Source organism: Acidobacteriota bacterium (assembly GCA_019347945.1).
Taxonomy (GTDB): Bacteria; Acidobacteriota; Thermoanaerobaculia; order Gp7-AA8; family JAHWKK01; genus JAHWKK01.
In genome coordinates this window covers 98,804-120,623 of record JAHWKK010000002.1, presented here as the reverse complement: position 1 = coordinate 120,623, position 21,820 = coordinate 98,804, and the positions used below count along the sequence as shown (strand labels likewise).

The window sequence follows — 21,820 nt, the reverse complement described above, 5'->3', positions numbered from 1 at the left end:
TTTGAGGCGTCATGCCGCGCCTTGCTCCTGATCGGCGAGTCTCGGTCGTACTCGCATTCGCGATCGTCTCCGTGGTTTTCGTGACGCTCTCATGGGTATCCGTGCGCGTCGCCACGAAGATGGAGCGAGGACTCGAATCGTTCACGGTGGAGTACCTTCACAGCGCCGCCGAGATCGCGGCGCGGCGCGTGGATGCCGATGCCGCAAGGATGATCAACTCGGCCGCCGCCGACTGGCGGGAGGTCGAGTCGGAAAGCGGCTCGGTGGGCTACGACGAGATGAACGCCTGGATCGACAGGCATCCCTGGGTCATCTCGGCGATCTGGCTCCCTGATGGCGATCCATCCGGCTCGGTTTACGTCAGCCGGCGGCGCTCGTCATCGGAGAGCGAAGACGGTGAGTTCTACTCGGCTGGCGGGGCTGTCCGGTATAAATTCGACAGGGAGCTGTTGCTCAGAATCGCCCGGGGTGACGCGCTGATCGATGTGGAGGATACCCATGGCGAGGGATCGCGCGATGCGGAGGAGATCCGCCGGCGGTCGACGGTCGAGATCGTGACGGCGGAGCTGACGGAGGGGCGGTTCGAATCGTCCGGATCCGGCTATGCGGTGACCGTTCCATTGCAGCCTCCGCTGGAAGGCTGGGCAGTCCGTGCGTCGATCGACGACCGGTTCTCCGGCTCGGGCTTTCAGAATCCTCGTTTCGTCAGCATTTCGACGGCACTGATCGCTCTGTTTCTTCTGCTGCTCGCAGGCAGTCTGATCCTGAAGAGTCTGACCGAGGAGCGGAATGCGGTGAGACTTCGCGAAGCGCTGGTTGCGAACGTGAGTCACGAGCTGAGAACGCCGCTGTCGATGATCCGCCTCGGAATCGAGACGCTCGACCGCGATGAGGAGCTGAGCTCCGAGCAGCGTGGAGACATCCGCAACGCGATTCATCGCGAAACGATGCTGCTTTCACACCTGGTCGAGAACGTTCTCGATGTGGCACGGCTCGATGCCGAGGGAGTCAAACTCGTCAGGGCTCCGGCTCGCCCGGCGGATCTGATTCGATCGCTTCTGAGCGATTACACATCCTGGATCGAGAGCAAGGGCTTCAGCGTGGAGCTCGACGTGGACGACTCGGTCGGCGAGCAGGACTGGGATCGTGAGGCGATCTCGCGAGCCCTGCTCAACCTGATCGACAACGCCGTCAAGTACTCCCCCGATCAGGGAAAGATCGCCGTGACGCTGAGCCAGACCCCGGACAGCGTGAGAATCTCAGTCGAGGATGAGGGAGTCGGGCTGGATGAAGCGGAGCTGGGAAGAATTTTCGATCCCTATTACCGCGCCGAGTTCTCCGATATCGCCATGGTTCGTGGCGCCGGGCTCGGCCTGACACTGGTTCGCGAGATCGTGAGGGCGCACGGCGGCAAGATGGAGGTCCGCTCGAAGAAGGGCTCCGGCTCGACATTTACCATGATGTTTCCGAGAACCGCAGGCCCGCCGGGTGTCGTCGACGATGTTCCTCGGGGTAAACTCTCCCCGGAGGTTGACGCGGGATGACAAAAGTACTGATCGTCGAAGATGACGCGGGCCTGAGACAGGGGCTCGAGATCAATCTCAGACTCGAGCAGTACGAGACGCTTCAGGCGAAGGATGGGGAGGAAGCGATTCAACTCTTCCATTCCGAGTCGCCCGATCTCGTGCTCCTCGATCTGATGCTTCCCAAAAAAAGCGGATTCGAGGTCCTGGACGAGATCCGGAGGTACTCCAAGGTCCCGGTGATCCTGCTGACTGCCCGGGGCGCGGAGACGGACAAGGTACGCGGCCTTCGGGGTGGCGCCGATGACTACGTCACCAAGCCCTTCGGTTTGCAGGAGGTCTTTGCCCGGATCGCTGCGGTGCTTCGTCGCACCGAAGGGGAGAAGAAGGAGAGCTACGAAGACGATCTCGTGAGGATGGACCCGGACACGCGGGAGGCCTGGGCCGGGGGGCAGGAGCTGAAGCTCTCGCCGAAGGAGTTCGATCTGCTGCTCTATCTGTTCCGGAACCGGGATCGCGTGGTACCGCGCGACGAGCTGCTCTCGCGGGTCTGGAACTATCGAGTCGATCTGAACCTCTCCAGCCGTACCGTCGACACCCACGTGACGCGTCTTCGTCGCAAGCTGCAGGGGGCGACCGACACGACTGACGAGATCATCCACGGAGTTGCTAAGGTCGGTTACCGCTACATCGGTCTGGAGAAGGACAAGGAAAAGAAAGCGAACTGAGCGGCGCGGTAGGTATTTTTCGTTTCGGTCTCAGGCGCCCATCATGTCCTGGCGGGTGAAGACGATGAAGGCGGTGGCGAGAGCGGCTGCGGCCCAGATGGCCAGAAGTGAGGCGCAGAAGGTCAGAGGCATTCCCGGATAGGGAGGAGCCTGGCCGGAGTAATAGGCAGCCATCGGCAGCCCGCTGACGAAGAGGTATTTCCCGGCCGTCCAGTCGGGGCTGATTCTCGTCAGAATGGTCCCGGCGATCAGGAAGGCCATCATCGTTCCGATCGAAGCGGCGCTCGAACGGAACAGGACCGAGAGCATCAGCGAGATGACGGCGACGGTCAGCAGAGCGAACCACTCGAGTCCGTACGCGATGACGAGATCGAGCCAGAGAGGCAACTGGCGGACTGCCGACGTCTCCACTCCCTCTTCCGAGACCTGGAATCCCGTGAACGTCGGCGCCTCCCAACCCCTCGGATCGAGTGCCAGCGAGGAGATGAGCCAGGCGAGAAGACCGCCGATCGCGAGGACGAGAGTCGTGTAGAAGACCAGAGCCAGAAGCTTCGAGAAGAGCACCTTCCATCGTCGAACGGGGCGCGTGAGGAGCAACCGATCGGTACCTTCGCTCTTCTCGGCCGACACGATGTCACTCGCGAGAATTGCGATCAGCAGTGGAAGCAGCAGATATCCGGCCGCGTCCGCGAAGTGACGAGCGAAGAACGGCGCGGTCGGCCTCTCGGGATCGATGCCTCGCTCGAGGTGGAACTGCAGCCGGCTCGACTCCGCTCGAAGAGCGCGCGCCCATGATGGATTCGTGTCGGGACGCCTGAGCCGGTTCTCGATTCGGGCGAGACGTTCCTGGGTCTGGATCCGCCAGTTGCGATCCGGCTGGCGCTGCAGCTGGCGGTACTGTCCGAAGGCGACGATCGAAATGATCGCCGTCATGATCGCGAAAACGATCAGAACGCGCCGGCGCCGCCACAGTTTCAGGATCTCGTTCTCGAACAGTCGCGCGAGGATCATTGGACGGTCGTCTCCTCGGTGCTCTCGAGAAAAAGCTCCTCGAGGGTGGGGTTCACCGCATATGCCGAGGATACCGGCGCACCTCCGGAGACGAGCGATTCGATCAGTTCCGCGCGCAGCTCGATGGGGGCATCGACGTCGATCGAGCCGTCATGCGAAACGAACGCGTAACCTGTCGCTTCGAGTATGCGGGATGCAGCGACCGTGTCGTTGGTCTCGACGCGAAAAATCGTCTTTGCTCCGACGAGATTGTCGACCGTGTCGAGTCGCACGATCCGTCCGCGGTGGATGATCCCCACCCTGTCGCACATCATCTGAATTTCTCCGAGAAGATGACTCGAGACAAAAACCGTGACTCCCCGTTCCCGTGCAAGCGTGCGCACCAGGGTCCTGATCTCCCTGATCCCCACCGGATCGAGACCGTTGGCGGGCTCATCGAGAATCAGAAGCGAAGGTTCGCCGAGTAGAGAGATCGCGATCCCCAGTCGCTGACGCATACCGAGCGAGTAGGTAGAGACCTTTTCGTCCAGCCTTCCCTCGATCCGCGTACGCGAGGCCACTTCGTCGAGTGTTCCTTCGTCGACCGGACCGATCATTCGAGCGAAGTGGCGGAGGTTTTCGCGTCCGGTCATGAACTTGTAGAGGTCTGGTGTCTCCACGATACAGCCGACTCGACGGAGAGCGTCGTCGTGGTGTTTCGCGAGATCATAGCCGTTGATCCGGATGGTGCCGCGAGTCGGCTTGATCAACCCCACCAGCATCCGGATTGTCGTCGTCTTTCCCGCTCCGTTCGGACCGAGAAAGCCGAAGACCTCGCCTTCGCGCAAATCGAAGGTCAGAGAATCCACGATCGTCCTTCCACGGATGACCCGTGTCAGATCGCGCACTTCGAGGACATGCTGCGATGCCCTGTCGCTCACCGGCTCCACGCCGGTGCAAAAGGTACACTAGCGGCATGACTATTTCGCCCGCCTCGACCCTGAAGTGGCTCGCTGTGGTCGTTTCGATCGCGCTGGCCGGGATTTTTTCCTGGGGCCTGATCGCGGGACTGCGAGCAGACGTCGGCCAACCCGTCGGAGAGCTGCCGGCGCCCGAGGGCAACGCCGGTCAGCTCGGCGGCGAAGTGGTGACGGAATGGCGGATCGCGCTGCTGGGTGATTCCCTCGCGAGGGGTACGGGAGACGCGTCCGGCAAAGGTATTGGCGGAAATCTCCGCGAGATGCTCGAGAGCCGCGGTGCCACGGTCGACTGGGTCCTGAACCTCGGTGTCAACGGGTCGAAAACAGCCGATCTTCAGGCCCGTCTCGGAAGCGCGGCTGCCGGCTCTCTCGCAGAAGCCAATCTGATCGTCGTTTCGATCGGGGCCAATGACGTCTTCAGCGAGAGCAGGGGCTCGAGAGCCGAGCTCGTCGACGTCGACCCGGAGGTGATCGTGTCGCGGGTGGAGGCAGTGGTCGGGGAGATCCGAAGGATCAACCCGGGGGCACGACTCTTCGTGATCGGGCTCTACAATCCGTTCCAGAAGCGGGAGCAGAGCGGGATGATCGACGGAGCGGTCGCCCGGTGGAATGCCATGCTTGCGACCCGGCTGTCGAAGCATCGGGCGGTGGTCGTACCGACGGCCGATCTGTTCGTTTTGGCCGATCGCCTGGGTACTGATCGCTTTCATCCGAGCGCGGAAGGCTACGAACTGATCAGCGCGCGCATTCTCGCGGCGATGGGTGGTTCCAGACTCGGCTGAGGTCTGCAATAATGAAGATCGAGAGGGTCGTTCCCGCAGCCATGAGCCAACGATCTCGGAGCCTACGCCGCTTTGCCCGGCATCTGATGCGGTGGAAGCGGTCCCGGCGCGCGATCATCGTTCTCGCGGCAGTCGCGTTGGTTGCCGGAGCCTGGCTGAGCACCCCCTCGACAGAGGAAACCGCCGAGCAGAGCCGAATGGAGATGTTCGCCACGGCCGGGCCCTTCGAAGCGGAGCCACGATCGATCTTTCAACGGCTGTTCTCCAGCTTCTCCGGTCCGGAGAAGACGCCCGAAGAGACCGTGGATGCCGATCCCGGCGAGGCTGTGGAGATGCTGTTCGAGTCGATTCCTTTTGGCGACCTGATCACGACGGCTGCGGAGAAGCACGAAGTCGATCCGATCCTCGTGTTGGCGGTCATCGAAACGGAGAGCAGTTTCGAGAAGGAAGCACGATCGCCTCGGGGAGCCCTCGGGTTGATGCAGCTGATGCCGGCGACCGGCCGCTGGATGGGTGCGGGCAATCTGCTCGATCCGGAGCAGAACATCGAGGCGGGAACTCGGTACCTGAAGTACCTCGAATCGAGATTCAAGGGAGACCTCGATCGTCAGCTGGCCGCCTACAATGCCGGGGAGGGGACCGTCCGGAGATACGGCGGGATTCCCCCCTATCAGGAAACGCGGCAATACGTGGCCAGAGTGATGGAGAACTACGAGCGCCGGACGGCAGAACTCGCGCAGATTCGGACAGCCCGGGGGATCTGAAAAGCTTCGGAAGTCGGTTCGCTGCTGCAATTTGACACCGTCACTGAATTCCGCTACCTTGAGGCGGGTCTTCTCAGTTGCGAGAGGAGGGGATAATGGTGGTGCGTGTGTGTCGAGTGATTTCGATCCTCCTGCTGATAGCGTACGGTGCGTCTGCCGCGGAGACGCCGCCGCGGGACCTCCATTTCGTGGATGGACACTGGACGGCCTGGAATCCTCCGGATCCCTCCGTCTATCCCGAGGGTAGCGAGGTCTACATCATCAACCAGGGTGACACGCTGTGGGGACTGGCGCAGACTTTTTACGGAGATGGCTATCTGTGGCCGCAGTTGTGGGAACACAACACCTACATTCTCGACGCGCACTGGATCTACCCCGGTGATCCGCTCCTGGTCGTTCGAGAGGGTGTGACCGATACTGTGGTCATCGGCGAGACCGCGGTCAGCTCCGAGGAGGGCATGATCGCGTGGACGGACGAGGGGGAGGAGTTCGACTTCGACGCCGAAGACGCGCCGAGTCCGTTCGCACTCGCTTTCGTCTCCGATGTCTACTGTTACGGCTACCTCGGTCATGAGAACGAAGAATGGCCGAACTGGATCACCTCCTTCGAAGACAACGAAGTGAAATACGTCCAGGGAGCCCTCGTGCAGGACATCGGCGCGACCGTCGAGGAAATCGTCTACCTCGAAGGCGAGATGAACCTGGTCGCTGGGGAGGACTACATGATCGTCCGTTCCGGTCCGATCGTGCTTCATCCTGCCACCGGGGAGTCCATCGGTCGTCAGTACAGTTACATCGGGCAGCTACGAATACTCTGCTCGGACAGTCGGGGAACGACTGCGTTGATCACCCAGGCTTGCGATTCCGTTCATCTCGGAGATTTCGTCCGGCCGATGCCGCAAATTCCCATTCCTCTCGCGGTCATGGATGAATGGGAAAGACACTGTCAGCTCCCCAGCGGCAAGTCTTCGGGATACATCGTCGATGCGAAAGATCACGTTTTCGCGCTCGGCGAAGGGATGATGGTTCAGGTCGATCTCGGGTCGGAAGACAATGTTGCCCCAGGAGACTTTCTGACCGTCTATCGGCCCAATCTCGACCCCCGGGCACCCCGGCTGGTTCTGGGAGAGGTCGGCGTCGTCACGACCCAGCCTCACAGCTCGATCGGCAAGATCGTCCGGATGAGATACTCGATGGAAATCGGAGACAGGGTCGAGATCAAATAGTCCGACCACCCGGATTTTCGGAATGAAAGCCCCGCTTGCGGGGCTTTTTCATTGCGCGAGCGCTGATATAGAATTCGCCAAGGGTCCATAGCTCAGCGGTCAGAGCCACCGGCTCATAACCGGCAGGTCCCAGGTTCGAATCCTGGTGGACCCACCAAAGGACGGAATGAATAAACGGATTTTCATGAGATTACCGCGATGTCTCGGACCCGGAAAGTGCCTCGGGTCAGGGGCCCAGGCAGGCAAAAGAGCGTTTCTTCGGAAACGCTCTTTTCATTTTCAGGAGGACCACCGACGTTGAGCAAGACTCTGGAGAACCTGTGGCAGCTGCAGCAGGTGATGGCCGAACTGGCCGAAACTGAGCGAAAACTGACGAACAAACCGCCGGGCTTCGCCGAGACAGACAGGGAGTTCACCGAGGCCAATGACGCGATCTCGGCACAGGAAGCCAGAAGAGAGAAACTGGAGAAGGACCGGCGCGCGCTCGAGAGAGATCTCGAGGCTGCCCAGCAGGAGCTCGCGAAGTACGAGGGCCAGCTGATGAAGGTCAAGGACCAGGTCCAGTACTCCGCCGCATGGAAGGAGATCGACGCGGCGAGGCGGAAGACCAAGGAGCTCGAGGACCAGCTGCTCGGTATCATGGGCGAGATCGAGCAGATCGACCAGGATCTCGTCTCCCGGCGCGAGGCGCTCGAGCCGCTCGCGAAAAAACATGGCGAGGAGTATGAGGAGTGGCAGGGCTCGCTCGCAGGGCTTCGGGATGAAGCCGCAAGAATTCGCGCGCAGGCGGAAGACATCGAAAAGCAGCTTCCCGCCCAGCTCCGGGACCAGTTTCACAGGATTTTCAGGCACCGCCAGGGGATCGCCGTGGCTGAGATCGTCTCCAACGCCTGCAGCGCGTGCAGATTTCGAGTTCGGCCGGCGGTATCGCAGAAGCTGAGGAGAGGTGAGATCGTCCTTTGCGAACAATGCCGGAGAATCTTCTATCTCGAGCCGGCGGCCTCCTGAACGTGAGGATTTCCGATCGCCTTGCGGCCGTCGAGGAGTCGATCAGCGAAGCCTGCCGGCGCTCCGGTCGGAATCGCTCGGAGATCATCCTGGTCGCCGTTTCGAAGACGCAGCCGGCGATACCGGCTTCCGAAGCCGTCGCCGCCGGGGTTCGTCATCTCGGTGAAAGCCGGGTGCAGGAAGCGGCCGGCAAGAAGGATGGGGTGTCCGGGTCTCCGCAGTGGCATCTCGTGGGCCATCTTCAATCCAATAAGGCGCGAAAAGCTGCAGAAATCTTCGACTGGATTCACTCGATCGATTCGGAGAAGACTGCTCGGCGAGTCAGCGAACAGGCCGCGCGTCTCGGGAGGAATCTGCGAGTGCTGATCCAGGTCAATCTGGGGGATGAATCCCAGAAGGGAGGAGTATCTGGCGATGAGATCTCCAGGCTGGCTGAGGAAATCATCGAAATGCCTTCGATCGAGCTCGTCGGCCTGATGACGATTCCACCAATCGGAACCGCCGAAGAGGCCCGGCGCTGGTTTGCGCGTATGCGTGGGCTTAGGGAATTGCTCACCCCGATCGCAGGCAAGGAGGCCACGCATCTCTCCATGGGGATGTCCGACGACTACGAAGAAGCAATTGAGGAAGGCGCCACGATCATCCGGGTGGGCCGCGCGATTTTCGGAGAGCGTGAGTGATGGGTGCCGTCGGGGTCGCATTGCTTGCCGCAGTTTTCTGGATCCTCAACTTCATCTATTGGCTCGTGATCATATGGGTCATCCTCTCCTGGGTCGTTTTCTTCATGTCGCAATCCTCGGCGAGATGGAAGTATCGAAGATTTTTCGAGACGATCGCCCTCATCAACGACTTTTTCGAAAGGGCAACCCGCCCCTTACTCGCCCCGTTTCGAAGGCTGCTGCCGCCGAGCAGGACGGCGGGGATCGACTGGTCGCCGCTTCTGCTCCTTCTTGCGATCTATGTGATCCGCGTCTTTCTTTTCGAGCTCGTCCGCGGCTAGCCTGAACGGCAGCGCGACCCGATCGGGTTATAATTCAGACTCGGGAGTGGAGGGAGAGAGATGGAAATATCACCGCTCGAGATACAGAAGCAGTCGTTCAGCAAGGCCTTTCGCGGTTATTCGGTGGATGAGGTTCGTGCCTTTCTTCACATGGTTTCCGAGGAAATCGAAGGGCTCCTCAAAAAACTCGAGTTGCTCGCGCGCGAGAACTCGATGCTGCGTGAGGACGTTGCAGAAAATCAGGAGCGCGAAGGCATTCTCAAGGATACCCTTCTCGCAGCGCAGAAAGTCTCGGACGATGTCCGCAACAATGCCCGCAGGGAAGCGGAGCTCATCATCAAGGATGCGGAGCTCCTCTCCGAAAAAATGATCTCGCACGCGATGTCCAGGATCGGGGAGCTCGAGAGGGTGATTCAGGATATGAAGATCGAGCGGAAGAGTGTGCGGAACAAGGTCCAGACGGTTCTCGACACTTTTCAGCAGGTCCTGGCTCTCGACGTCGAGCAGGAAGCAAACGAACTGCCGCTGACGCAGTTGCACAGGCGGATCGCCGCGGAGAATGGCGACTGAAAGAACGCCCGCCGGGGCGTTCGTGATTCGGAATCTCGCCGCGGTGGCTACGCCCGTGGGCCACGAAGCGGTCCGCGGTCCTGCGATGAGAACGCTCCTGACCGTGGAAAATGCGGCGATCGCCGTGGCCGATGGCCGGATCGTCTGGGTGGGCCGCGAGCGCGATCTACCGGTCGAGATGGCTGGGTTCGATGAAGTCGACGGCGAACTAGGGACGGCCGTTCCCGGCTTCGTCGACTCCCACACCCACCTGCCGTTTGCCGGTTACCGGGAATCGGAGTTCAATCGCCGCATCCATGGCGAGACCTACACCGAGATCGCGGAAAGCGGCGGCGGCATCGCTTCGACCGTCCGGTCGACCCGGGAGGCTTCCCTCGACGAGCTCGCGGCCAACGTCGTCCGCCGGGCGCGGACGATGGTCGAATACGGGACGACCACCGCGGAAGCGAAGAGCGGATACGGGCTGAACTTCGAGGTCGAAATGCGGCAGCTCGAGGCGATCGAAATGGCTCGAGCGGATTCACCCGTCCGTCTCGTCGCCACGTGCCTGGCGGCACACGACTTCCCTCCGGAGGTCGATCGATCGAAATCGAAGGAACGGGAAGAGTGGATCGAGGAGATCATCGGCCGGATTCTTCCCGAGGTCCGCCGCCGGGACCTTGCGAAATTCTGCGACGTTTTCGTCGAGAAAGGAGTGTTCGGACCGGAGGAGGGGAGGCGGATTCTGGAGGCCGGGATCGCAAACGGTCTGATCCCGCGCGTCCACGCGGATGAGCTTTCCGATTCGGATTCCGCAGCCATGGCAGTCGAGTTCGGTGCGTCCTCCGCCGATCATCTGATGTGGATATCCGAACGGGGGATCAAAAAACTCGCGAAATCCTCAACTGTCGCCAACCTCCTGCCCGGGACGAGTTTTTTCCTGATGTCGGATCGGTTTGCTCCAGCGAGAAGACTCATCGACGAGGGTGCAATTGTTTCTCTGTCGACCGACTGCAATCCCGGGTCGTCGATGACCGAGTCGATGCAGATCGTGATGCAGCTCGCCACGCTTCGGATGGGAATGGCGGCGGAAGAAGCGCTCACTGCCGCGACGCTGAATGGTGCGGCATCGCTCGGTATCGCCGCAACGACCGGCTCGCTCGAAGCTGGAAAGAGCGCCGACATCGTCGTGATCGATGCTCCTGGCTACCTCCACCTCATCTACCATTTCGGCGTCAATCTCGTCAGCGGAGTGTGGCGTGAGGGTGTCCGGGTCGCCTGAGCGGCTTGACAAACCGCGCGAAGCGCTCGAAACTCGACGATGATGGCGGAGGGACGGGGAAGTCTGGGCAAGCCGACGAGAGTCGCATTCCTGGTGTCGGCCGTCGTCACCATCGTCTTTCTCATCTCCTACGTTTTCAGCGACCGCGGAATCTCACAGCTCCAGAGGGCCCAGCAGCGGGTTCACGCGCTCGAAGAGGACGTCGAGCGGCTTCGCGACGAGAATGCGAAACTGAGGGAGCAATTGAGGGACCTCGACGAGTCGACGTTCCCGATCGAAGCGATTGCCCGGGAGGATCTCGGACTCGCGCGGCCTGGAGAAACGGTTTACCTGCTGCGAGAGCGCCCCTCAGAAGTGAGCAACTAGCGGAGTTTGCATTGACGACCCCCCGCCCAGATCCTTCGCCGTCCTTCGGCGGCTCCAGGATGACGAGTGAGTGGGTTTCGCGAGAGCAAACATTCGTCTCGTCGTCGATTCGCGTAAACGCAACATTCGTCATTCTGAGCCCGGCGGAGCACGGGCGAAGAATCCGGGGGTGGGTCGTGAATCGGAGTGATGCCTTCGTGCGCCGCTGCATTCACGAACCCCGCCCAGATCCTTCGCCGTCCTTCGGCGGCTCCAGGATGACGAGTGAGTGGGTTCGCGAGAGCAAACATTCGTCCCGTCGTCGACGAGCTTGGAAAAGAAAAACGCCGGCGGATCAGCCGGCGTTTTTCTGCGGAAGGCTTCCTGGGGGAGTCGCGTCTGGCGGCCTCCGACTTCTCGTCAGCCTGCCTGAGCCTTTGCTGCTTTGGCGAGGCGGGCCTTGTAGCGCGAAGCGGTGTTGTCGTGGATGACATTTCGCTTCGCGGCGGTGTCGATGATGGAGAAAGTCTCCGAGAGGGTGGCCTTGATCTTGTCGGCTTCGCCCTCTTCGATCGTACGTCGCATCTTCTTGATTTGTGTGCGCATTTCGCTCGTCTGGGAGCGCTTGCGCTCGCGCCGGCGCTCGGCCTGGCGGTATCGCTTCTCGGCTGATTTGGTGTTTGCCATCGTTACTCCTCTGATTTCAGGTGACTTCCAGAAAGTGGAAGCCGACCGTTCGACCCTCATGTAACGGCACTCAGCGCATCTGGATTCCCATCGATTCCAGCTTCTCCCGGGCGAGGACCGCCTCGGGACTCCGCGGGTGCTCGTGGATCACGTACTGAAGCTGAATGATTCCCTGGGGACGCTGATTGATCTCGAAGTAGGCATAGCCTTTCTTGAGGAGTGCCGCGGCGACCTTGTCCGATTCCGGATACTGGGTGATCACCGTGTCGAACTGTGAGACGGCCTCTCGGTACTTGGCCTGCGAAAAGAGGGATTCCCCGATCCAGTAGGCCGCGTTGTCGGCAAGGTCGGAGAGAGGATTGTTCTCGACGAACTCGCGGAAACCATCGATTGCAAAGTCGAAGTTGCCCCGCTGGTAGTCGGAATAGGCTCGCTGGTAGGTCTCGATCGGGTCGGAGGTTCCCTGGTCGCCGCTGACGACGATCTGATCCTGGAGCGGTTGAGCGTCGGCCGGACCGGCCTGGCCTCGCAGCGTGGTTCTGAGATTCGCGATCTCCCGCTCATGCTGGGTCAGTTGCTGCACGACCCGATCGATCCGATGATTGGTCTGCTCGATGCTTCCCTGGGTGTTCTCGATTCGCTCGTCGATCCGGTCGACTTTGGCCGTCACGTCGGCGGCCGATCTGAGGATCGTCTGAGTGCGTGATGCGAGCTCCTCGTTGAGGCGCTCGACTTCTTCGCGGGTACTCGCCTGACGTTTGAGGTCGGCAATCTCATCCTGCAGGTCCTGAATTCGATCTTCGAGCCGATCGAGGTCGGACGAGGAGACGCAGCCCGCTCCGAGAGCGCACGCGAAGAAAACTACGAGGATTCTTTTCATCTCTCGAGAACGAGGTGCGCCCGGCGATTTCGTGCCCATGCGCTCTCATTGCTTCCCGTATCGAACGGCCGCTCTTCGCCGTAACTGATCGTACGCATTCGCGATGCGGGAATGCCGAGCGCCATGAGGTACTCCTTCGCGCTCTGCGCTCGCCGTTCACCGAGAGCCAGATTGTACTGCTGGGTGCCCCGCTCGTCTGCGTGGCCCTCGATCCGCAGACGGTACTCGGGATGGCTTTTCAGCCATGCAGCCGACAATGCGAGATTGTCCTGAGATTCGGTGGTCAGGGTATAGGCGTCGAAGGCGAAGTAGGCGTCGCGAATCCATCCCCGTTCGGCGGCGCGGCTGTTGAGCTCTGCGAGGCTCAGTCGGTCGAGCTGCTCGACCTCGACTTCCTGTTCCGGAACGAAGTCAGGCTCCTCTTCGACGATGACGACGGTGTCGGGTTCCACCGGCTCTTCGTAGACCTCGGGTGTCTCGATTACCGGCGGTGGCTCGTCCACAGTCCTGCTCTTGCATCCGATCGAGGAGAGGAGAATGACCGCAAGGATTGCGAGGGAAATTTCGAGATGATTCTTCTTCATTGGGCTGGCTCCTTTGATTCTCGTCGCATCCTAACGGCACGACGGGATGCTTTCAAGCGGAAAACTCTCTAATCATGCATGATTTACGGGATTATGGCGACCACGCCGGGGAAGAATTGGTTCCCTGAGAAGTGAGCGGAACCGGATCTCTTTCGTCGAGGCCGATCCTGTAGATCTGCCAGCGACCCGAGCGATCCGACATGAAAACGATCGATGAGCTGTCGGGAGCCCACGACGGTTGCTCATTGGACCCTGCTCCCGCGATCACTCGGCTCTCGCCGGTCGAAAGGTTGTAGATACGGATCTGGTAGCGCCTCCCGACCAGGGATGTGTAGGCCAGATACTCGCCGTTGGGCGAAAAGACGGCGTCGTCGTTCCAGTTGCCGTCGAATGAAATCCTCCTGACGTTGGTCCCCTCGGCGTCCATGATGTAGATTTGCGGTGTTCCGGCGCGGGAAGAGGTGAACGCGATCTGGCGACCGGTTGGACTCCACGCCGGTGTCGACTCGATCGAAGAACCAGTCGTCAGTCTTCTCAGCTCGGAGCCGTCGTCGTTGATCACGTAGATGTCGGCGTTTCCCTCGACCGCGCCGACGAACGCGATCTTCGTACCGTCGGGCGAAAACGCAGGGGAGGTGTTCAGATTGACGCCCGTCCGGATCCGCACGCGTCCCCCGCCCTGGCGCAGCGCGATGTAGAGATCGCTGTATCCTCGTTTAAAGGATGTATAGACCAGCCGCTCTCCGTCAGGTGACCAGTCGGGTGTGAGTGTCAGTGCGCGCTCGGTCGTGATCTGTCGCTGGTTCGAACCGTCATAGTCCATGATCCAGACCTCGTTGGACCCGGTTCGATCCGAGACGAAAGCGATACGCGACAGGAAGATGCCGGGGCGCCCCTTGAAATAGGTGACGACGTCGTTGGCCAGCGTATGAGCCATCAGACGGAATGCGGTCGGCTCCCCCCGGTAGCGCTTGCCGAGAAGTGTCGTTCCGTTGGCTGTGTCGAGCAGCCGTGCTTCCACCGCAAACGTCCCGCCAGTTCGGATCACGTCGAGCTGCAGCAGGGCCTGCGCCCCCGCCTCGCGAGCGACTTCGTATCCGCGCTCACGTCCGGGCGGGAGCGGAACGATCGTGATGATTCTCGAAAATGCGAGATCCGCTGTGAGAGGCGTGAAAAAGTCCTCGTGAAGTTCGTCCGGGCTGACACCGGCGCCGAGCGAAGGAAAAGGAATGGCCAGTCTTACGGTTCGTGATGCCCGGTCGGCCTCCAGCTCGGTCGTGATCTCGGTCCGCTGCGCCTCGGCTCCTCCGGTCCAGGCCATCAGCAGAACCCCGCAAAGCGCGAGTCTCAGTATTCTCAAAAACGAGTTCCTTTCATTTGAATTCGAGATAGACACCCAGGTCGGTCCCGACATAATCGAATGGCAGAGGGGGGAACGGCTGAGCATCGACGATCGCGCGTCTTGCCGCCCGATCGAATCCGGAATTGCCGCTCGATGTCGTCACCTCGACCTCGTGCGCTCGTCCGTTTCGATCAATGACGAAATGCACGGTCACTGCCCGATTGGGCGACCCCTCCGGTCTGAACCATCGATCCGCGATCAGACTGAGCATCCTCTCGACGTAGAGAGGGTAGGGGAAGGTTCCGTCGAAGGATGAGCTGACGGATGCGCCTTCGCCGACCTCGATACTCGGAGCGGCCCGCTCAGCCGGAGCCGGCGGCGACGCGGGGGTCCGGGAGGGTGCGGCGCGGGTCTCCGCAGGAGCCGGCTCCTCCGCCGGTTTTTCGGGAGATCTGCCGAACAACGCACGATCGAGCTGTTTGGTTTCGGGTTTCGGGGCCTCGGGCTCGGCAACTTCTTTCGGTTGCTCTACCGGAGGCGTTGCGACGGGCGCAGGAGCCGACGGGGCGGGGCGTGTGACCGCGGGGCTGGTGAGCCGTACCCTCACCGGCTGAACCTGTTTCGAGGGGGGTCGCGTTGCGGTGGCGATCATGGGCGCCGCTACGAGAACGTGAAGAAGAAGCGAAAGAACGACCCAGGCGCTGAAGTGAGGGCCGCGCCCGGCTCGTTCTTCGAGAATCGCGGAGACCGCGTCGTTCATGGCTGATCGGTGTCCAATGTCCAGGTCTCGGTCAGCATTCCGACGTCTCGGACACCGGCCCGGCTCATCACGTCGAGAACCTCGACGACCCGTCCGTAGGGGACGCCCTGATCTGCCCGGACCAGTGCACTTTCCACTTCCTCTCCTCGCAGCATCGTCTCGAGGGGGATGCCGATGTCGACGCGGCCTACCCTCGTCTCATTGAACCAGACTGTTCCGTCGCGCCCGATCGAGATCGTTGCCGTTTCCTCCTCGGCGGACTCGAAACTCTCTCCCTCGGCGCGGGGAAGCTCGACCTCGAGGCCCTGGGTCATCATCGGTACGGTGATCATGAAGATGATCAGCAGAACCAGCATGACGTCAACCAGCGGAGTGACGTTGATCTCCGACAGACTGCCGAGCTCGTCTTCCTGTTGGAATCGTATTGCCATCTCTTACATGAAGTTCCGTTGAGTCAGATTCAGAAACTCGAGTGTGAAGTCCTCCATGCGCGTTCTCAGCTCTCGCACACGGTTGACGAAGTGGTTGTAGCCGATCAGGGCTGGAATCGCCGCGAGCAGACCTGCAGCGGTGTTCACGAGCGCCTCGCTGATGCCGGGTGCCACGGCAACGATCGAGGCAGTCTTCATTGCGCCGATGGCTCCGAACGCCCCCATGATTCCCCAGACCGTCCCGAATAAACCGATGAAAGGGGTCGCCGAGGCGGTCGTCGCGAGAAAGGAGAGGTATTTGGAGAGGCGGCTGGTTTCGACTCGAACGGCGCGGTGGAGCGAACGCTCGACCGGGACCAGCGTCGGCAGTCGCGTCTTCTCGCTGCCAGCCATCAGCATCTCGATCTCCGCGTAGCCGGCGCGAAAAACGCCGGAGAGTGGCGAGGCCGGCCAGCGCTGTGCGGCGGACTGAACGTCGATCAGGCGCTTGCTCTGGCGGAACTCTCTCAGAAATCGTTTCGAGGCCCGTGCAGCGCGAGTGAAGCGAAGGTGAACCAGAAGCATGACTGCCCACGAGCCCACGGAGAAAACGAGAAGTACCAGAAGGACAGCCTTGCCGACCCATCCGCTGTCCAGAAATGCGTCCCAGATCTGCACTAACCCCCCACCTGAGCGCACGAGTCCCCTTACGCCCGGCTCATCATAACGTGTGACGATCTTCCGATCGGTGAGTTACTGGTGGCCCCGGCAGGATTCGAACCTGCGACCTAAGGTTTAGGAAACCTCCGCTCTATCCTCTGAGCTACGGGGCCGGAGCGTGCGGGATGCCAGTCCGACGTCCCCGGCCCGGCAACCCGTGACCGGGACGATTAATTCTTGACGGCGTCACTCGCCGGTGAGAAGCGACTCGAGAATCGACCGGGCGAGCTCGGGATTCGCCCGGCCGCCGGTTTTCTTCATCACCTGACCGATGAAAAACCCGAGCAGGGCCGTCTTTCCTCCACGATACGCCTCGACCTGTCCCGGGTGATCCGCGATGATCCGCGATGCGACGTCACGGATCTGGTCCTCGTCGGAAATCTGGGACAATCCGCGCTCGTCGATGATCCTTTCGGGATCTCCCCCCTTCTCGACCATTTCGGCAAAGACATCCTTGGCGATCTTTCCGCTGATCGTCCCGGCTTCGATCAGGTCGACCAGCGCCGCGAGCGAGTCGGGTGTGATGGCGAGATCGAAGATGCTGGCCCCCTTTTCGTTCAGCACGCCGAGAATGTCGTTCCGGACCCAGTTTGCAATCTGGACCGGGGCCGATTGCGATTGCCGGACCGCCGATTCGAAGAAATCCGCGAGCGCGCGATCTGCCACGAGTGTCTCGGCAGTTTCGCGGTCGAGGTGCCACTCCTTCAGGTACCGATCGACGCGATGCCCGGGAAGCGACGGCAGCGATCGCGAAACCTCATCGATGAACGCGCCGGTGATTTCGAGAGGGAGAAGATCCGGCTCGGGGAAGTAGCGGTAATCATGCGCTTCCTCCTTCGACCTCATCGACCGCGTCTCTCCTGATTGAACGTCGAACAGCCTCGTTTCCTGGTGAATGGATCCGCCGCCCTCCAGAATCGATATCTGCCGGGTTTTCTCGAACTCGATCGCCTTCGCCAGAAATCGGAACGAGTTCAGATTCTTGATCTCGGCCCTCGTGCCGAACGGTTCTCCCGGACGATGAACGGAAATGTTCGCGTCGCATCGGAGCGATCCCTCCTCCATATTTCCGTCACACACGGCGGTGTACATCAGAATCTGCCGGATCCGGCTCAGATAGGCGACTGCTTCGGCGGAGCTCCGCATATCCGGCTCCGAAACGATCTCGATCAGGGGAACTCCGGATCTGTTCAGATCGACGAGCGACGAGTCGTCGCCGGCGATCCGAGGATCGTGGATGAGCTTTCCGGCATCCTCCTCGATGTGGATCCGGGTTACGCCGATTCGTTTCGTATCCCCCTCGAAGAAGATCTCGAGCTCCCCTCCCGTCGCAATCGGCCGGTCGAACTGTGTAATCTGGTAGCCCTTCGGAAGGTCCGGGTAGAAGTAGTTCTTGCGGGAGAAGATCGATCGCTCGTGAACGGTGCATCGGGTCGCGAGAGCCATCCGGGCTGCGAGGCGCACGACCTCCGAGGAGAGGACCGGCAGCGCGCCCGGCAGGCCGAGACAAACCGGACAGACCAGCGAGTTGGGTTCCGCTCCGAAACGGTTCTCACAGGAGCAGAAGGCCTTGGTTCTCGTCTGGAGCCTCGCGTGCACCTCGAGGCCGACGACCAGCTCCCATTCCGACATGGCGCCGAATTATACGTAATCCGAATGCCGTCGCCGTCAGTCGGTCTTCTTCACTCGTGCCCCGCGAACGGTCAGAAACGTCTGAATCACGATGAGAACGAAAACGACGGGGAAGACGTACCACGCCAGGATGTGAGCGTACATTTCGATGAAGGGGTGACTCGTGGCATCGAGAATGAGATAGGTGAGGTAGGCAGCGTAACTCAGGACGAAGAGCCCCCCCTCCCATCGCTCGATTCTGAAGTTGGAGAAGAGAATGGGAAGTGCGGCGACGGAAACAATCAGCGTCACAGGAAAGTCGAACCGGAGGGCCTGGCTCGAGATCGCGACACCTTCGGGAACGATCGAGGCGGTGAAGCCGAGCACGCACAGGATGTTGAAAATGTTGCTTCCGATGACGTTCCCCACGGCGATGTCCCGTTCCCCTTTGAGTGTCGCGACAACAGAGGTCGCCAGCTCGGGAAGAGATGTTCCGATCGCCACGATGGTCAGCCCGATCGTCAGCTCGCTCACCCCGAAATATCGCGCGACCTCGGTGGCCGAACCGACGAGCCATCGCGATCCGAGAACCAGCAGAGCGATCCCGGTGATGATCAGCAGGATGTCCATCAGGATCGACCGCGGTGATCGAAGCTCCTCCTGCGGAATCGTCCCGAACTCCTTCTCGTACTCCTCGCGAACCTTCCGCGTCTCGCTCCGGCTCTTTCGGATCGCGAAGATCGTGTAGACGACCAGCAGGGCCACGAGAATGTACCCATTTCTCGCGGAAAGCCTGCCGTTGCTTCCGAGCGCCCAGGCCAGACCCGTTGCGCCGATCATTATCGGCGCATCGAGCCGAATCAGCTGTTGAGACACGACAAGCGGGGCGATCAGCGCGGAGAGGCCGATGATCAGAAGAATGTTGGAGATGTTGCTTCCCAGAATGTTGCCGATCGCGATATCCGGCTGCCCCTGAGAGGAAGCGATCATGCTGACGGCGAGCTCCGGAGCACTCGTTCCGAAAGCCACCACCGTAAGCCCGACGACCAGCGGGGTGATGCCCATTGCAAGCGACAGCCTGGAACTGCCACGCACGAGCCAGTCCCCGCCGACAACGAGGAGGGCGAGGCCCAGAGCGAAGAAGGCGACGACGGAAAATGTCACGCGAGCGAGTATAGAGGATGAGGGTTTTCACGGAGTGAAGCGATGGAACGTCTGAAGTGGTGGATCGGACGGCGGTGCACCACTGGCCAGCCCCGTCCCCAATTCCCGCCGTTTCGGGCATGTTCGCACCGCTTTCCATTCTGGAACCTCCCGTGCATCGGGCCGAATCGATGCCTGATCGAGAGCTCGCCCGCAAAACGCTGGTCGTTTCGATGGTTGTTCTCGGCGTGGCCTCGGGAGGTCTCCTCGCGTGGAAGGCCTCATCGATCATTCTGATCCTTTTCGCCGGGATCCTGCTGGCGATCTTTCTCCGCTCGATTGCCGACGCGGTTCACTCGGCCATGCCTCTGCCGAGGCATTGGGCTGTGCTCCTCACGACAGTTGTTCTGATCGCCGGGACCGCGTTGGCCATCTGGCTGATGGCGCCGCGCGCATCGGAGCAGGCGAGGGAGTTGTCGAGTGCCCTTCCGGACGCCGTCGACGATCTGAAGAACCAGTTACCGGGGGATGAGACGATCTCGAAAGTAATCGGACAATACGAGCGGGAGCTGGTCATGGAGCCCGAAGAGATCGGCAGGTACGTGCGATCCTCAATTGCGGTTTTGACGGGCGTTCTGGTTTTCGGCTTTGTCGGTTTCTATCTCGCTTTCACTCCGCGCATTTACGAGGAGGGGCTCCTGTGGCTCGTTCCACCGTCGGCTCGTGGGCGTACTGAAGAGGTTCTGCTGGCGTGCCGGAGTACGCTCGCCTGGTGGCTGGTCGGGCGGTTCGGGTCGATGGCGATCGTTGGGGCGGCAACGTGGCTCGGGCTATTCATCCTGGGAGTGCCGCTGGCGCTGGTTCTGGGGATCATCGCCGCACTCTTCTCGTTCGTGCCATACATCGGGCCGCTGCTCTCGGCGATTCCGGCGATTCTTCTCGGGCTCGCCGAGTCGCCGCGAACCGGGCTCCTCGTCGCTGTGCTCTATCTGGTGATTCAGCTACTCGAGAGCTACCTCCTGACCCCGCTCATCGAAAGGCGGACTGTCTGGCTGCCTCCGGCGATGACGATCCTCGCGCAGATGCTGATGGGACTGTTGTTCGGGGCACTCGGAGTCATCGTCGCGACTCCGCTTCTTGCGGTCATCGTCGTACTCGTGAAGATGCTCCTGATCGAGGACCGCTACCACGAACGCGTCGAAGTTTCCAGGGCTGGTTGACACGACCTTCCACACACTCACTTTCGATCCGAAGCACCATCGAACGGCAGATGACAGACCCCCGGATGGCACCCATACTGATCTCGTGAGCGCGCAGGTCCTAGAATCGCGTGTGGCGAAGAGATTCCCCTTGGAGCCTCCACTTCGCGCGACGTTCGACACCGACACGGTCGATGTGCTCGATTTGTCGTACTCGGGACTCAGAATCCGGGGCTGCCGAGCGGTCCGGATCGGAGAAAAGGTGCCGGTGCGAGTCGATCTCGAAAATGGATCGATTTCCGTGATCGCGAAGGTCGTCTGGAGTCATCTCGTCAACGAGCGCAATGCTGAGGGCCAGCCGCTTTTCAGAAGCGGCCTGCGCGTGGCCGAGGGGATGGAGTCGATGCGAGCCGGTGTCGAGCGCCTCAGGTCGAATGGCGGCCTCGATCCGGAACGCGACGATGCCAGGATCGACCCCGATCATGTTCTGATGATCAGACAGGCACAGCTCTTTCTCGAATCGAAAGCCGTGCAGGGCGGCTTCGCGGGAAGTGAAGGATCGTCCGGGGCCGACGACGTCCAAGCGATCCACCGATTCCTTCAGGAGATCGTGTCGGAAGAAACGATCGCCTACGTCCTCGAGCACGACCGCGACCTCTGAAGACTCAGGACTGCTGTCCCCCCCGGTAGACTTCCGGATTCGGCGGCTGGTCCTCGTCGTCGAACGGTGCCGGTCGCAAAGGTTGTCCGATACCGGTCCCACCCGCCGCGCCTTCTTTTCTGATCTCGCCGTAGTATGGCCGCCAGCCCATCGGCCCGGTTGGGAAGTTGGGCGGAACCACGAGATCGCGCAGGCCGACCACGGCACGAGACCGGGTATCGATCGACATTTCGTAGTCACGAGTCATGTAAATCGCATCCTCGGGGCAGGCGTCGACACAGTAACCGCAGAAGACGCAGCGGAGCAGATCGATGTCGTAGCGCGTCGGAAATTTCTCTCGCGTCCGCTCGTCCTCACCCGCTTCGATCGTGATGCACTCGGCGGGACATGCCGTCGAGCACATGTAGCATGCCACGCATCGCGTCGTCCCGTCTTCGCGGCTCGTCAGGATATGTCGCCCGCGAAACCGCTCCGAATAGACCCGTTTGATCTCCGGATAGGAGATGGTCGGCAGTTTCTTCAGATTGACGAGGTTGCGCAGCAGATGTCCGATGGTGACGAACATCCCCTTGATGACTTCCGGGATGAAGAGTTTCTCGGAGAAGGTCATTTTCTTGCGCTTGATCTCTACGACACCCATGTCGTC

At 61.0% G+C, this 21,820-nt stretch carries 25 protein-coding genes and 2 tRNA genes; 14 read left to right on the top strand and 13 right to left on the bottom strand.

Annotated features, from left to right (window positions below; genetic code table 11):
• Positions 1-11 precede the first annotated feature (11 nt).
• Positions 12-1,544, top strand: a complete 1,533-nt coding sequence (locus tag KY459_02030; protein ID MBW3563483.1) for a HAMP domain-containing histidine kinase — start codon at positions 12-14, stop codon at positions 1,542-1,544.
• On the top strand, positions 1,541-2,251 hold the full coding sequence (locus tag KY459_02025) for a response regulator transcription factor (GenBank protein ID MBW3563482.1): 711 nt from the start codon (positions 1,541-1,543) through the stop codon (positions 2,249-2,251). The genes KY459_02030 and KY459_02025 overlap by 4 nt, the downstream gene beginning before the upstream one ends.
• Before the next feature lie 30 nt (positions 2,252-2,281).
• Here KY459_02025 and KY459_02020 read toward each other — a convergent pair whose 3' ends face one another.
• Entirely contained in the window at positions 2,282-3,262 is a 981-nt protein-coding gene (locus KY459_02020) for an ABC transporter permease (GenBank protein MBW3563481.1), read from the bottom strand.
• The gene (locus tag KY459_02015) at positions 3,259-4,182 is read right to left on the bottom strand and encodes an ABC transporter ATP-binding protein (GenBank protein ID MBW3563480.1); all 924 of its coding nucleotides are present in this window, start codon (positions 4,180-4,182) and stop codon (positions 3,259-3,261) included. The genes KY459_02020 and KY459_02015 overlap by 4 nt, the downstream gene beginning before the upstream one ends.
• A 35-nt stretch (positions 4,183-4,217) precedes the next feature.
• Here KY459_02015 and KY459_02010 point away from each other — a divergent pair, with 35 nt between their 5' ends.
• The 10 genes from KY459_02010 (at position 4,218) to KY459_01965 (ending at position 11,198) form a co-directional block, all read left to right on the top strand.
• Positions 4,218-5,003 (top strand): GDSL family lipase, encoded by a 786-nt coding sequence (locus KY459_02010; GenBank protein MBW3563479.1) that lies wholly within the window; start codon positions 4,218-4,220, stop codon positions 5,001-5,003.
• An 11-nt stretch (positions 5,004-5,014) separates the two neighbouring features.
• Positions 5,015-5,767 carry a lytic transglycosylase domain-containing protein gene (locus KY459_02005; protein MBW3563478.1) on the top strand — a complete coding sequence of 251 codons (753 nt, stop codon included), beginning with the start codon at positions 5,015-5,017 and terminating at the stop codon, positions 5,765-5,767.
• A gap of 95 nt (positions 5,768-5,862) precedes the next feature.
• Positions 5,863-6,993 carry a LysM peptidoglycan-binding domain-containing protein gene (locus KY459_02000; GenBank protein ID MBW3563477.1) on the top strand — a complete coding sequence of 377 codons (1,131 nt, stop codon included), beginning with the start codon at positions 5,863-5,865 and terminating at the stop codon, positions 6,991-6,993.
• A gap of 81 nt (positions 6,994-7,074) precedes the next feature.
• Positions 7,075-7,150: transfer RNA gene (locus KY459_01995), tRNA-Ile, on the top strand.
• 140 nt (positions 7,151-7,290) lie between these two features.
• On the top strand, positions 7,291-8,001 hold the full coding sequence (locus KY459_01990; GenBank protein ID MBW3563476.1) for a hypothetical protein: 711 nt from the start codon (positions 7,291-7,293) through the stop codon (positions 7,999-8,001).
• A 2-nt stretch (positions 8,002-8,003) separates the two neighbouring features.
• A complete protein-coding gene (locus KY459_01985; GenBank protein ID MBW3563475.1) occupies positions 8,004-8,681 on the top strand; it encodes a YggS family pyridoxal phosphate-dependent enzyme in 678 nt (225 codons plus the stop codon).
• A complete protein-coding gene (locus KY459_01980; protein MBW3563474.1) occupies positions 8,681-9,001 on the top strand; it encodes a YggT family protein in 321 nt (106 codons plus the stop codon). The genes KY459_01985 and KY459_01980 overlap by 1 nt, the downstream gene beginning before the upstream one ends.
• Positions 9,002-9,061: 60 nt before the next feature.
• The gene (locus tag KY459_01975; protein ID MBW3563473.1) at positions 9,062-9,571 is read left to right on the top strand and encodes a DivIVA domain-containing protein; all 510 of its coding nucleotides are present in this window, start codon (positions 9,062-9,064) and stop codon (positions 9,569-9,571) included.
• Entirely contained in the window at positions 9,561-10,832 is a 1,272-nt protein-coding gene (gene hutI / locus KY459_01970; protein MBW3563472.1) for an imidazolonepropionase, read from the top strand. The genes KY459_01975 and hutI overlap by 11 nt, the downstream gene beginning before the upstream one ends.
• A gap of 42 nt (positions 10,833-10,874) precedes the next feature.
• Entirely contained in the window at positions 10,875-11,198 is a 324-nt protein-coding gene (locus KY459_01965; GenBank protein MBW3563471.1) for a septum formation initiator family protein, read from the top strand.
• A gap of 399 nt (positions 11,199-11,597) precedes the next feature.
• On the opposite strand, the gene rpsT is transcribed toward KY459_01965, so the two are convergent.
• The 10 genes from rpsT to KY459_01915 all read right to left on the bottom strand — a co-directional run bounded on the left by rpsT (position 11,598) and on the right by KY459_01915 (position 19,335).
• On the bottom strand, positions 11,598-11,864 hold the full coding sequence (gene rpsT / locus KY459_01960; GenBank protein ID MBW3563470.1) for a 30S ribosomal protein S20: 267 nt from the start codon (positions 11,862-11,864) through the stop codon (positions 11,598-11,600).
• Between the two features lie 70 nt (positions 11,865-11,934).
• The gene (gene ybgF, locus KY459_01955) at positions 11,935-12,744 is read right to left on the bottom strand and encodes a tol-pal system protein YbgF (protein ID MBW3563469.1); all 810 of its coding nucleotides are present in this window, start codon (positions 12,742-12,744) and stop codon (positions 11,935-11,937) included.
• Complete coding sequence (gene pal, locus KY459_01950; protein ID MBW3563468.1) at positions 12,741-13,328, bottom strand: peptidoglycan-associated lipoprotein Pal; 588 nt, start codon at positions 13,326-13,328, stop codon at positions 12,741-12,743. Before pal ends, ybgF begins: the two co-directional genes overlap by 4 nt.
• Before the next feature lie 91 nt (positions 13,329-13,419).
• Positions 13,420-14,688 (bottom strand): Tol-Pal system beta propeller repeat protein TolB, encoded by a 1,269-nt coding sequence (gene tolB / locus KY459_01945; protein ID MBW3563467.1) that lies wholly within the window; start codon positions 14,686-14,688, stop codon positions 13,420-13,422.
• Between the two features lie 13 nt (positions 14,689-14,701).
• Entirely contained in the window at positions 14,702-15,430 is a 729-nt protein-coding gene (locus KY459_01940; protein MBW3563466.1) for a TonB family protein, read from the bottom strand.
• On the bottom strand, positions 15,427-15,861 hold the full coding sequence (locus KY459_01935; GenBank protein MBW3563465.1) for an ExbD/TolR family protein: 435 nt from the start codon (positions 15,859-15,861) through the stop codon (positions 15,427-15,429). The genes KY459_01940 and KY459_01935 overlap by 4 nt, the downstream gene beginning before the upstream one ends.
• Before the next feature lie 3 nt (positions 15,862-15,864).
• Positions 15,865-16,425: a MotA/TolQ/ExbB proton channel family protein gene (locus KY459_01930; protein MBW3563464.1), complete on the bottom strand. Its 561-nt coding sequence runs from the start codon at positions 16,423-16,425 to the stop codon at positions 15,865-15,867.
• 172 nt (positions 16,426-16,597) lie between these two features.
• Positions 16,598-16,673, bottom strand: a tRNA-Arg gene (locus tag KY459_01925).
• Between the two features lie 73 nt (positions 16,674-16,746).
• Entirely contained in the window at positions 16,747-18,192 is a 1,446-nt protein-coding gene (gatB, locus tag KY459_01920) for an Asp-tRNA(Asn)/Glu-tRNA(Gln) amidotransferase subunit GatB (protein ID MBW3563463.1), read from the bottom strand.
• 36 nt (positions 18,193-18,228) lie between these two features.
• Complete coding sequence (locus KY459_01915; protein ID MBW3563462.1) at positions 18,229-19,335, bottom strand: calcium/sodium antiporter; 1,107 nt, start codon at positions 19,333-19,335, stop codon at positions 18,229-18,231.
• Positions 19,336-19,505: 170 nt separating this feature from the next.
• Between KY459_01915 and KY459_01910 the strand changes: the two genes are divergently transcribed.
• Both KY459_01910 and KY459_01905 read left to right on the top strand, forming a co-directional pair.
• Entirely contained in the window at positions 19,506-20,534 is a 1,029-nt protein-coding gene (locus tag KY459_01910; protein ID MBW3563461.1) for an AI-2E family transporter, read from the top strand.
• 112 nt (positions 20,535-20,646) lie between these two features.
• Positions 20,647-21,174 (top strand): PilZ domain-containing protein, encoded by a 528-nt coding sequence (locus KY459_01905; protein MBW3563460.1) that lies wholly within the window; start codon positions 20,647-20,649, stop codon positions 21,172-21,174.
• Positions 21,175-21,178: 4 nt separating this feature from the next.
• On the opposite strand, the gene KY459_01900 is transcribed toward KY459_01905, so the two are convergent.
• Positions 21,179-21,814, bottom strand: a complete 636-nt coding sequence (locus tag KY459_01900; GenBank protein MBW3563459.1) for an NADH-quinone oxidoreductase subunit I — start codon at positions 21,812-21,814, stop codon at positions 21,179-21,181.
• Positions 21,815-21,820: the final 6 nt, after the last annotated feature.